Genomic DNA, 12339 nt, shown 5'->3' with positions numbered 1-12339 from the left:
TTTTTGTCAGTACAGAAGAACAAAACTAAAATGGATATTAATTATTTAAAATCCTGTATTTCAGGGATATATGTTAAATATTTATTTTTTTAGCAAAAGCGACCTGACAAAAGTCATCGATGGCACAATGCTTGACCTTATATATTGACCATTCTTTATTTTGCATTTGAAATTTTGCAGTCACCTATTAATTTTAAGAAATGAGTTTTGAATCGAGGTTATTTAGCGCAGGAATACCGGATGATCCGGAAATGTTACCATTTGTGGCTGTTGCTGAAGATGAAGAACCTTCAAAGGATGAGGATTTTGGTCAGGTACTGCCTGTCATGCCTTTAAAGAACACCATTTTATTTCCAGGTGTTATAATTCCGATTACAGTAGGAAGAGACAAATCCATGCGCGCCATTACCAAGTCGCATGAAAATAATAAGTTTATCGCGGTGCTTACCCAGAAAGACAGTGCTACGGAAGATCCTAAGTTTAAGGATTTGTACACTACCGGTACCATAGCGAGAATTGTCAAATTACTCAAAATGCCGGATGGCAGTCAAACAGTCATTTTGCAGGGCAGAAAAAGATTTATTGCAGAGGAGGTACTGAAGGAAGAACCATACCTGGAAGCGAAGATCAGTTTGCGGAATTATGTGCTTCCTGAAAAGAAAATGGAGTACAATGCCATGATCAAATCCATTCAGGAACAATCCAGAAAAATTGTGGAATTATCGCCACAGATTCCCAATGAGGCACAGGTCCTTTTACACAATATTGAGAACGATAGATTTTTGTTAAATTTTATCAGCTCAAATCTAAATATAGGCATCGAGGATAAGCAATCTCTGTTGGAAAACGACAACCTGTTTTCTAAAGCAGAGACCCTTCTTGTTTATTTGAATCAGGAACTAAAACTTCTGGAAGTAAAGGATCAGATTGAGTCCAAGGTGAGGGTGGATTTAGAAAAACAGCAAAGAGATTATTTCCTCAATCAACAACTTAAAACCATCCAGGAAGAACTTGGGCAAGATCCACAGGAGCAGGATATAGAAGAGCTTCAGGAAAAAGCAAGCAAAAAGAAATGGACAAAGCCTGTCAAAGATCATTTTGATAAAGAGCTTAACAAATTGCAACGCATGAATCCACAGGTTGCAGAATATTCCGTTCAGATGAATTATCTGGAAATGATGGTGGATTTGCCTTGGAATGAGTACACAAAAGATCAATATGAATTAAATAAGATCAGGAAAGTTCTTGATAAGGATCACCATGGTCTTGAAAAAGTAAAAGAAAGAATTATTGAACATCTTGCGGTGCTCAAATTGAAAGGAGACATGAAGGCACCCATCTTGTGTTTGGTAGGGCCTCCCGGAGTAGGAAAAACTTCCCTGGGTAAATCCATTGCCAAAGCTCTGAATAGAAAATTTGTAAGGATGTCATTGGGAGGCCTACATGATGAATCAGAAATTCGCGGACATCGCAAAACTTATATAGGCGCAATGCCTGGAAGGATTATACAGGCCATTAGAAAATCAAAGTCTTCCAATCCTGTTTTCATTTTGGATGAGATCGACAAAATGGGAAAAGATTTCCGAGGTGACCCATCGTCTGCATTGTTGGAAGTTTTGGATCCGGAGCAAAATTCTACCTTCCATGACAATTATCTGGAGATGGAATATGATTTATCCAAAGTATTGTTTATCGCCACCGCAAATTCATTAAGTGGAATCCAGCCTGCTCTATTGGACAGAATGGAAATGATCGAAATTCAGGGATACTCCATGGAAGAAAAATTGGACATTGCCGTAAAACACCTTATTCCAAATTTGCTCGAAGAACATGGGCTTAAAGCAAAGCAAGTAAAAATCAGCAGCAAGCTGATTGAAAAAGTAATTGAAGATTATACACGAGAATCCGGAGTCAGGTCTCTGGGCAGACAACTGTCTTCTGTCATGAGAAAGGCAGCTCTGAAAGTAGCTATGGAAAAAGCCAAACAAGTGAATTTTGGTGTCGAGGATGTAAAAGAAATTTTAGGTGTTGCAAAATACAACAATGACCAGTATCAGGAAAATCTACCTCCTGGCGTGGCAATCGGACTGGCATGGACCAGAGTGGGTGGAGACATACTTTATATCGAAACTACCATTTCAAAAGGAAAAGGTAAAATGATACTTACCGGAAACCTTGGGGATGTGATGAAGGAGTCGGCAACAACTGCCATCAGTTTTATCAAATCACACAGCAGCGAACTCAATATTGATCCTGATTATTTTGAAAATAATGACATCCACATCCATGTACCGGAAGGGGCCATTCCAAAGGATGGACCGTCTGCAGGAATTACCATGTTGAGTGCGGTGGCTTCTTCAATAATAGGCAAGCCAATTAAGCCTTACCTCGCGATGACCGGTGAAATTACCTTGCGTGGCAGAGTGTTACCTGTTGGAGGAATTAAAGAAAAAGTGCTGGCAGCCAAGCGCGCTGGTTTAAAAACCATCATGCTTTGCATTGAGAATAAAAATCACATTGATGAAATTCAAGCGGACCATTTAAAAGGATTGGAATTTCATTATGTAAGAGACATGCATGAGGTGTTAAGCTTTGCGCTGGGAGTTTCAAAGTTTTAGATTATACTTCAAACCAACTGCCTGTTGCTGTTGAGACTTCCAATTATACGGCAATAATTATGCGATTTGATTATAGGGATGGTTCTTTAAGAGGCTTAAAATATCTTTAAGCCATACCTGTGGATTGAAATGGTTAAGGTGGAATATATTTTGAATGTACAGAATATTTTTACAATTATTTTTCATCTATATTATATTGCTTTCTATAAAGAATACTTCGCAATTTAATACTCTGTATGATGCATGTTAATTGTGTCCAATGAATACCTAACTTAATTTCTTCGGATTCTGTTTTCTATCTTATCTTTCTGTCTACTTTTATGAGGAAGTCTACATATTATGAAACTTAACTATTTAATACTTTGCATTTTTAATTTAATAATAATCATTCAATGCAAATCCCAATCCAAAGAAAAGTTAAATGACTTTAAAGGTGAAGAAATACTTAGACGCATATTTAATTCTAAAGATGGGTTTAAAGAGTATTGTAATGAATTGGATAGTTTATTTTATAGTTATTTTTTTAAAGTTTCTTGCGATTTTATTGAAGGACTGGATAAAGAAAAATACAATGAAATTAGAAAAAAAGCGGATTCCTTTGAAATAGTTTATCCAGAAATATATGATGGTGGATTTTATTATAAATGTGACCCACGAACATTTGAATATTTAAAATATAGTTGTGTATTTTACAACCAGTATCCTGAACTAAGGATGAGAAAAATATTAAATTCTATAATTGAGCTTAAGTATGAAAATTCCAAAGACAGGAAAATCATTGATACTTTAATCATTCTCTTCAGAGAAAACATAAAATTAGTTCCTAAAGATTCTTTAATAAGTATTTATGAAGAAATTAAATTCAATTATCCTTTACAAAAATTATTTTTAGTCAATTTAAAATATTCCGGTAATTTTAAAAACGAATACATAAATTACTTAAAGTACTTTTTAATTGTCAATCGAAATAATTTCAATAATTACAATTACATACTTCAATATTTTTCAAATATATTTTCAGAAGATAGTTATAGAATTGAAGTGAATAATATATTAGTGATGGAAAAGAAATATATTTCAAGTTCTTTTGCAGAAAATGATCCTTTGAAAAGCAAATTGATTGAACTAATAAATAACCATATTGCAATTTATAATTTAAAACATTAGTTAATTTGATATTTTAGAATATTTGCATTTTAAAATCAATAATCGGTTGTTTGAAGCTTCCCAGCGTCAAACATTACGTTTATTTAAAGTAGTACCATTTAAAATTTACGTAAAACCGCTTTCGCGGTTCCTTCTCTTATCGTGCTGTCGCACGATACTCTGCTGAAGCAGAGATCGTTCAGTCATGCTTCCCAGTGTCAAACATTACGGTAATTAAAAGCAGTACCTAATATAGTGTACGTTAGCCGCTTTCGCGGTTCCTTCTCTTATCGTGCTGTCGCATGATACTCTGCCGAAGCAGAGATCGTTCAGTCATGCTTCCCAGCGTCGAACATTACGGTGATTAAAAGTAGTACCTAATATAGTGTACATTAGCCGCTTTCGCGGTTCCTTCTCTTATCGTGCTGTCGCACGATACTATGCTGAAGCAGAGATCGTTCAGTCATGCTTCCTAGCGTCAAACATTACGGCGATTAAAACCAGAATCTAAAATAGTGTACGTTAGCCGCTTTCGCGGTTCCTTCTCTTATCGTGCTGTCGCATGATACTCTGCTGAAGCAGAGATCGTTCAGTCATGCTTCCTAGCGTCGAACATTACGGTGATTAAAAGTAGTACCTAATATAGTGTACATTAGCCGCTTTCGCGGTTCCTTCTCTTATCGTGCTGTCGCACGATACTATGCTGAAGCAGAGATCGTTCAGTCATGCTTCCTAGCGTCAAACATTACGGCGATTAAAACCAGAATCTAAAATAGTGTACGTTAGCCGCTTTCGCGGTTCCTTCTCTTATCGTGCTGTCGCACGATACTCTGCTGAAGCAGAGATCGTTCAGTCATGCTTCCCAGCGTCGAACATTACGGTGATTAAAAGTAGTACCTAATATAGTGTACATTAGCCGCTTTCGCGGTTCCTTCTCTTATCGTGCTGTCGCACGATACTATGCTGAAGCAGAGATCGTTCAGTCATGCTTCCTAGCGTCAAACATTACGGCGATTAAAACCAGAATCTAAAATAGTGTACGTTAGCCGCTTTCGCGGTTCCTTCTCTTATCGTGCTGTCGCACGATACTCTGCTGAAGCAGAGATCGTTCAGTCATACTTCCCAGCGTCGAACATTAAGTTGATTAAAAACAGTACCAATTAAAATGCACGTAATTCTTCCCAAGTCTAAACATTAATTAATTCTTCCGAATTTATAAATCAGACTTGCCCTCAATTGGGTCTGTGTGATGATGTTAACCGGAGCATTGATTGATGGTGTTTGACCGGTGGTGCTTTCTAATAAGTCAGCATGGCTCTTTGAAAATGAAACTGGAAACGATACTCCGGTATTTATTGAAAAGTTTTTGTAAACAGGAGCAGTCAACCCAATTTGCATCAGGAAATTAACCTTGCTTTGTTTTCTTACAAACAAGCTGTTGTTTTTAATTTGTACCAGTTCAGTTTTACTTCCCTTGAATACTGTTTCAGCCAGTGGAAAAATCATGTTGAATCCGATTTCAGAAGACCATTTTTTATACCAGTTATAGCTCAATTGAATGGGTAAATGAATGTGATAAAGTTGTTTCCTGTAATCAGTGGTTGACAGCAATTCAGTAAGGTTGTCATTATTTGTAGAAGAAGCGTTTGACTTACTGTCTAAATTAAATAATATGTTGCTTAAGCTGTCCCGATTGTCCAAAAGTGCAGTAAACTCAGAGGAGTTCATCAGCAAGAAATCGCCGGTTTGGTATTCTAAAAACGGACTAAGTTTTATTGAAAATGAACGATTAATTTTTCTTTCTAATATGGATCCAAAATGAACAGAATAAGCGCGTGAATCGGGGGTGTATTGAAAACCTGAAAGGAGCCCAAATTGAAAATTTGTTTTTTGTGTAGATTTGGTAGAACGAGGGTAGATATTATTTTCCAAATTAATGTTGGCTGCGTGCAAAGGTAGTAGGCAGATTTTAGATTTCAGTAAATTTAAATTTGGAATATCTGAATGAATTATAGTAGCTGTTGGAAGTGGATAAATATTATTGAATTCCGTTTTGTTTTGGTATTCGGAGGCTAACGATTCAGAATGGGATAGGGGAGTATTTTTGATTTCCGAATTCGATTCATTAAATGAATTTCCATTTTGTTTATTTTGATTCTCTATTATTGGTTTTTCCTTGCCTTGACTTAATTGCTGTGTTTTGATTTCTATATTGGAAGATTTGTTTAGCTTATGGGCATCTGTAATTTGATTCTGCGCTTGTGATGAAGTAATGTGTTGAATGGATTTTGCAGGATTTGATTGGGATCGACTGGAGAATAATTGTGGCAATAAGAAGGCAGTTCCTAAGGCTCCAAGAAATAGAAAGAACCAAAGGACAAGCTTTCTGTTTTTCTTAATCGGCATGTGTAGATCCAGAGACTTTTGCATGGATAGCCAGCCTTCATCTTCGAGTTGTTTATATTTTGAATGATTTTTCATAATAGTTTTCGATTAAGGTTTGTAACTGCTTACGGGCAGAAGAAATATGCCATTTAGAGGTGCCTACACTGATGTTGAGTTTTTTAGAAATTTCCAGATGAGTATAACCATTGGCAAAGAGCATAAAAGCATTTGCTGAGGCAGGCGGTAGGGTTTGAATTAATTCTAAAATTTCTGTTTGGAACATTTTTCAAGCGTATAATCATGGCTTTGTTGGTCGACATCAGAAATCGCATCCATGCCAAAAGTTTCATCCTTTTGTGCAAGTTCCCGCATACATACATGATAGATAAGTTTTCTGATCCAGGATTCCAGTGAACCTTCAAATCTAAATAGATGTATTTTCTGAAAGACCCTCAAGAATCCAATGTTGAGCACTTCTTTTGCTCTGTCGTCATTTTGGGTATAATACCTGCACATGTCGAACATGTTTTTGAAATAAGTTCTGTACAGGATTTCCTGAGACTTGCGATCATTGTTGATGCATCCTGTTACTAAAATTTTATCATTGGTATCTGAACTCATCCAAAAGTTTCATCAAATGTTAATTCCAAGCCTAAATATAAGTCTTTTGTAATTCAAATGATATTCGGTCTTATCCGTTCCTATCCATTGATTTCTTTGTGCATAGAAGGCTTTCTGAGTTAGCATACCAAAGTCAATATGCATATCTGTGTATTTGGAAAGTCTATACCTTAATCCGATGGCAGGATGGAAAATGAGGCCTCCATGACCGGACCAATCTGTTCTCTGCTTTATTGGAAAATTGACGAATCCATACCCGGATCGAATCATTAAATACAGGTGTGGAAATTTATTTATGCCAGCATATTGTGTTTCCATACACAGGGGAATGATATGATCCGGCGCAATTAAATTATATTTTTCTAACCCGGATTGAATTCCTATACGCCAATGTTTATCTAAAATATAACCTGTCGAAAAATGCAAGGCGGTTCCGGGTGAGTTTTCGAAAACATTTTGGTTAAAATGGATGCCAAAATTTAAATTAACATAGTATCCCTTATTTCTAAAAGGGGATAATCCTTTACCGGATTCTTTATGTTTGACTTTTTTAATGGAATTCCTCGGAATGGAAATTTTTACTGAATTTGTTAGAATTAATTCTATTGAGTCTTTATTCCAGGAGCTAATCTCTCCGATTAAGATAGAGCCGTCCATATAGTAAACCTTACTTTGGGAACTCAGAGAATGGGGTTTTAAATTTAAAAAGAATAAAATAATAAAAACTGAGTAGTATTGGCGCAGCATCTGAATTATTTTTTAAGTTCAATGAGCGTTTGATCAATTTTGTCAAGATAGGATTTTAGTTCCTCATCTAATTCAGGAGCCCAGCGGTCGATATTCCAGTAATGCTTTACGCCATTTTCCATTACTTCCAGATAATATCCGCCCTGGTCTGCGCAGTCAGGACATCCAATGATATGTTCCTTGATGTTGTATAGACTTTTCGGAAATTCCTTGAATAGATTGCGGACCAGATTTTCTTTTATTTCAGAGAGTGGTTGATTGGAGAAATTAATTTTTTGATTATTATAATAAGCTTCTTTGTCTGGTAAAAGTGATTGGACAGTGAGCTTATAAAAAGTACCACAATCACCTACACATTCGCCGAAATATCTACCAAAAATGAACAATTGTTCTTCAGGTTCAATTTTACAACATCCAGCCAACCAGAAGGAATTGCATATAATTATAAAAGCAATTAATTTATTTAAACGGAGCACGGCAATTTTTTTTAATGGATAGAAAGAATGGTACTTAGCAAGATTGGGTTTTCGGGGAGGAAATATCGTATTGAAAAATTCCCTTACTGCTCACCAGAATGAGTGTCTTTTCTTCAGGATTGATGATGAGATCATAAGGACTGTTATGATTTATTTGTTTTATTAAAATGATGTCTTGCCATTTTTCAACATTGAATATTTTCAAGGCTTCATCACAGACAAATAAGTATTTTTGGTATACTGATAAGCCAAGAGGTCTTACCAATGGATAGGTCTTCAACAGTTTAGGCGCATAAATATTGCTCACATCTATGATGTCCAATTGATTCGAATAACCTCCGCATTCTGTTCCCCCATGAAGGGTCACATAAGCAAGACTTTCCTGAACGACTACAGGATCGCAGGAGCGCCAGTGTTCCAGACTTCCTGCCAATTTAGGTACGGATGGATTGGTCAATTCAAAAATGAACATTCCATTGGCTGATCCAATAAATAATTTATCCTGGTATGGATAGATGGTTTCAATATTCCATCCGATTTGATTTTTATGCAGCAATTCGGGGCAAAATCCCTGCACATTAAAACTGTATAATTTGGACTGATCGACGGTGTATAAAAAATTGGACCAAAGGGTAAATCTTGCCTGAGAACCACCAATGCCCACAGGTGCACTGCCACTTTTACTTCCACCGGCAGCATTATCTGAACTAAACAATATATCTCCTTCAAAAAAGATGTTTCTGTTGAAATTTGCGGAATTACATTCTAATGTAATGGTTTCTGAAGTAGGAATGTAATCTACCAACAAGCCTCTAGAAAGGTCATTAAATATGGGTTCAAAAACTTTTTCAATTCTGCAAAGCAAAATTGGATTTTGAGGGGATGCAATATTTATGGCCAGCAAATCAATGTAACTGTCGGCATATAACACATCTTCCCGAACAGCCAAATCCACATTACCCGGAATGGCAATAAAATTCAGTTTTACCGGAACAGATGGATTGGTATTGTCGAAGATATGGATTCCTTCTTTTGGTTCATTGATCAAAAGCAAGTGCCCGTAGACATATATTTTTCCCGTTGTTTTAAGATCCTTAGACCCAGTAGGATTAAACCCTTCAATAATTTGTTTGTGGGTCTTGTATACCGGGTCGTAACGATAAAACGTGCGGGTTTGCTGACATTCGTCCTCAAAACAGGCAGTAAGACCTGTTAAGGTTCCAAGAAATAAGATGATGCGTAGAAAATTAAAGTTTTTCATAACCGGAGTCTGTTTTAATTGTTTGATGGTATAGATACAGGAAGTTGATCTGTGGGTTGGGTCAATCCCTAAATAAATTGTGGCTTTGGTATCGGCTATTTTGATTGGGGTGACTTATATTCAGAATTAAAGCGCTTATTTTTTACCGTTTAAGAAAGGACTAAGCTATTTTTGCGGACCAAATAAAAAAAATATGAATCCATTTGCTAGACATGACAAATTTGAGAATAGACATATTGGCACCATAGGGGCTGATCTGGTGGACATGCTGAAGACAATTGGGGTCCAGAGTCTGGATCAGTTAATAGAACAGACGGTGCCGGATGGTATTAGACTAAAAGCGCCCATGCAGATTCCCGGTGCATTATCGGAGTTTGATTACTTAAGCACCCTGAAGCAAATTGGACAAAAAAATAAGTTGTTCAGGAGTTTTATAGGGCAAGGATATTTCGGAACCATTACCCCATCCGTAATTTCAAGAAATGTATTTCAAAATCCCGGTTGGTATACGCAATATACCCCTTATCAGGCTGAAATTGCACAAGGAAGATTAGAGGCTTTACTTAACTACCAAACAATGGTTTCTGATCTTTGCGGATTGCCGATTGCCAGTGCCTCATTGCTTGATGAAGGAACCGCTGCCGGAGAAGCAATGTCCATGTTTTATCATGCAAAAGAGAAGAGGAACAAGGAAGAATCTCCCAACGTATTTTTTGTAGATCAGCGCGTTTACGACCAGACCCTGGATGTCCTGCAAGCAAGAGCCTGGCCAAAGAACATTAAGATAGTGGTGGGTAATGTTGAGAAAGAAGAAATTCCTGTCAACTGTTTTGGTGTTTTGATACAGTATCCGGATAAAACAGGGGCTGTCACTGATTACAGTGCATTTATTGCAAAAGCCAAATCAAAGGGTTGTTTGGTAGCCATGGCTACTGATTTGTTGGCATTGTGTATGTTAAAGTCACCGGGCGAGTTGGGAGCTGATGTGGCCCTGGGTAACAGTCAGCGTTTTGGTGTGCCTTTTGGTTTTGGAGGGCCTCATGCCGCTTTTTTCGCCACCACGGAGGAATTCAAGAGAGATATGCCTGGAAGAATTATTGGGGTGTCCATTGATGAGCATGGTAATCGTGCCCTCAGAATGGCATTGCAAACCAGAGAGCAACACATTCGCAGAGAGAAAGCAACTTCCAATATTTGTACTGCTCAGGCATTGTTGGCGATCATGGCTTCCATGTATGGAGTTTATCACGGACCCGACGGATTGTATGCCATAGCCCGCAGAACGCATGACATGGCGACCAGCCTGGGAAATTCGCTTACCTCTATGGGCTACAAATTATTAAATGAGTACTTTTTTGACACCCTCGCCATTAAAGCAGATCAATCCAGCACTGCACAGATAAAAGAAATTGCAGAAGCTCACCAGATGAATTTTTGGTACACCTCTGAAGGAGTACAGATAAGTCTTGATGAAACGGTGACAGAAGAAGAACTCAATTTAATTACAACCATATTTGCGAAGGCCTCGGGAAAGAATCAGGCTGCAATGATCTTGCCTACCTCAGGTTTAAAAATTCCATCTACCATCATCAGGACTTCAGAGTATCTGACGCATCAGATTTTTAGCATAAACCAGACGGAGTCTGCCATGATGAGATACATTAAAAGACTAGAAAATAAAGATCTCTCGTTGGTTCATTCGATGATTTCACTTGGTTCCTGCACGATGAAGCTGAATGCAGCGACCGAGTTAATACCGGTCTCATGGCCGGAGTTCAGCGACATTCATCCTTTCGTGCCCGCTAATCAGGCAGAAGGATATCTGACGATGATTCATGAACTGGAAGAATATCTTTGTCAGGTAACCGGATTTACGGCTTGTTCGCTCCAGCCAAATTCCGGCGCACAAGGAGAATTTGCGGGACTTTTGACTATTAAAGCCTATCATGAATCCAGAGGAGACCATAAAAGAAATATTGCACTGATACCTTCTTCAGCCCATGGAACAAATCCGGCATCAGCGGTCGTAGCAGGAATGGAAGTAGTGGTGACCGCTTGTGATGAAAATGGAAATATCATTGTGGAGGATATCAAGGCCAAAGCCAGTCAATACAAAGACAATCTGGCCTGTCTCATGGTAACTTACCCATCCACTCATGGAGTTTTTGAGACTTCTATCAGGGAAATTTGTGAAATCATTCATCAGCAAGGTGGACTTGTGTACATGGACGGTGCCAATATGAATGCGCAGGTAGGATTAACCAGCCCAAGCGCCATTGGAGCGGATGTTTGCCATTTGAATTTGCATAAGACCTTTGCCATTCCTCATGGTGGAGGTGGTCCCGGAATGGGTCCTATCTGTGTAAACGACAAACTAAAACCATTTCTACCAAGCCATAAATATTTTACCGTAAATGGAGATAAACATGCTGTGCCCGCTGTGTCTGCAGCTCCTTATGGGAGCGCCAGCATCCTGTTAATATCTTATGCCTATATCAGAATGTTGGGTCCTGATGGAATGACAAAAGCCACTAAGCATGCCATCTTGAATGCAAATTACATTGCTTCTAGGTTGTCAGGAAGATACAAGGTGCTTTACAAAGGTGAAAATGGCAGAGTAGCGCATGAACTCATTGTTGATTTACGTCCTTATAAGGAGGTAGGAGTGAGTGCAGAAGACGTAGCAAAGAGGTTGATGGATTATGGATTTCATGCGCCAACTTTATCCTTCCCGGTAGCAGGAACCATTATGATTGAACCAACAGAATCAGAGAATAAAGAAGAGTTGGATAGATTCTGTGAAGCTTTGCTTGCCATACATGATGAAATTGATGAGATTGCAAGAGGAGAATATCCTACAGAAAATAATGTTTTGCACAATGCGCCGCATACTGCTGCCATCATTACAGCTGATGAGTGGAACAAGCCTTATTCCAGACAAAAAGCCGCCTATCCTTTGCCTTACTTGCATGGAGGGTTGAAATTCTGGCCAACGGTGGGCAGGGGTGAATAATGCGCATGGAGACAGGAATCTAATTTGTACTTGTCCTCCGATAGAGGAGTATATGAGTTAAACTGGATACAT

At 38.0% G+C, this 12339-nt stretch carries 8 protein-coding genes and 1 pseudogene; 3 read left to right on the top strand and 6 right to left on the bottom strand.

The features are described from left to right. Window positions 1–200 precede the first annotated feature (200 nt). Together lon and IPJ83_06900 are read left to right on the top strand one after the other, a co-directional pair. The gene (gene lon, locus IPJ83_06905; protein MBK7880270.1) at window positions 201–2618 is read left to right on the top strand and encodes an endopeptidase La; all 2418 of its coding nucleotides are present in this window, start codon (window positions 201–203) and stop codon (window positions 2616–2618) included. A 339-nt stretch (window positions 2619–2957) separates the two neighbouring features. After that, a complete protein-coding gene (locus IPJ83_06900; GenBank protein MBK7880269.1) occupies window positions 2958–3785 on the top strand; it encodes a hypothetical protein in 828 nt (275 codons plus the stop codon). A gap of 1173 nt (window positions 3786–4958) precedes the next feature. Here IPJ83_06900 and IPJ83_06895 read toward each other — a convergent pair. The 6 genes from IPJ83_06895 to IPJ83_06870 all read right to left on the bottom strand — a co-directional run bounded on the left by IPJ83_06895 (window position 4959) and on the right by IPJ83_06870 (window position 9254). Beyond that, window positions 4959–6245, bottom strand: coding sequence for a hypothetical protein (locus IPJ83_06895; protein MBK7880268.1), 1287 nt, complete (start codon window positions 6243–6245; stop codon window positions 4959–4961). Then, complete coding sequence (locus IPJ83_06890) at window positions 6223–6432, bottom strand: hypothetical protein (GenBank protein MBK7880267.1); 210 nt, start codon at window positions 6430–6432, stop codon at window positions 6223–6225. The genes IPJ83_06895 and IPJ83_06890 overlap by 23 nt, the downstream gene beginning before the upstream one ends. Further along, window positions 6411–6770 (bottom strand): sigma-70 family RNA polymerase sigma factor, encoded by a 360-nt coding sequence (locus IPJ83_06885; GenBank protein MBK7880266.1) that lies wholly within the window; start codon window positions 6768–6770, stop codon window positions 6411–6413. Before IPJ83_06885 ends, IPJ83_06890 begins: the two co-directional genes overlap by 22 nt. A 12-nt stretch (window positions 6771–6782) precedes the next feature. Beyond that, window positions 6783–7427 (bottom strand): hypothetical protein, encoded by a 645-nt coding sequence (locus IPJ83_06880; GenBank protein MBK7880265.1) that lies wholly within the window; start codon window positions 7425–7427, stop codon window positions 6783–6785. Window positions 7428–7522: 95 nt separating this feature from the next. Beyond that, window positions 7523–7993, bottom strand: a complete 471-nt coding sequence (locus IPJ83_06875) for a hypothetical protein (protein ID MBK7880264.1) — start codon at window positions 7991–7993, stop codon at window positions 7523–7525. Window positions 7994–8027: 34 nt separating this feature from the next. Then, the gene (locus IPJ83_06870) at window positions 8028–9254 is read right to left on the bottom strand and encodes a hypothetical protein (GenBank protein ID MBK7880263.1); all 1227 of its coding nucleotides are present in this window, start codon (window positions 9252–9254) and stop codon (window positions 8028–8030) included. Window positions 9255–9447: 193 nt separating this feature from the next. On the opposite strand from IPJ83_06870, the pseudogene gcvP reads away from it, so the two are divergent. After that, window positions 9448–12328 (top strand): annotated as a pseudogene (gene gcvP / locus IPJ83_06865) (aminomethyl-transferring glycine dehydrogenase). Window positions 12329–12339: the final 11 nt, after the last annotated feature.

Source organism: Candidatus Vicinibacter proximus (assembly GCA_016713905.1).
In the GTDB taxonomy this organism is placed as follows: Bacteria; Bacteroidota; Bacteroidia; order Chitinophagales; family Saprospiraceae; genus Vicinibacter; species Vicinibacter proximus.
Note: the sequence above shows the minus strand (reverse complement) of the source record. Positions and strands in the feature narration are given on the sequence as shown.

Coding starts and splice junctions, on each gene's coding strand:
- IPJ83_06870 (MBK7880263.1), bottom strand. CDS start 9,254: ATGAAAAACTTTAATTTTCTACGCATCATCTTATTTCTTGGAACCTTA.
- IPJ83_06895 (MBK7880268.1), bottom strand. CDS start 6,245: ATGAAAAATCATTCAAAATATAAACAACTCGAAGATGAAGGCTGGCTA.
- IPJ83_06890 (MBK7880267.1), bottom strand. CDS start 6,432: ATGTTCCAAACAGAAATTTTAGAATTAATTCAAACCCTACCGCCTGCC.
- IPJ83_06880 (MBK7880265.1), bottom strand. CDS start 7,427: ATGGACGGCTCTATCTTAATCGGAGAGATTAGCTCCTGGAATAAAGAC.
- lon (MBK7880270.1), top strand. CDS start 201: ATGAGTTTTGAATCGAGGTTATTTAGCGCAGGAATACCGGATGATCCG.
- IPJ83_06900 (MBK7880269.1), top strand. CDS start 2,958: ATGAAACTTAACTATTTAATACTTTGCATTTTTAATTTAATAATAATC.
- IPJ83_06885 (MBK7880266.1), bottom strand. CDS start 6,770: ATGAGTTCAGATACCAATGATAAAATTTTAGTAACAGGATGCATCAAC.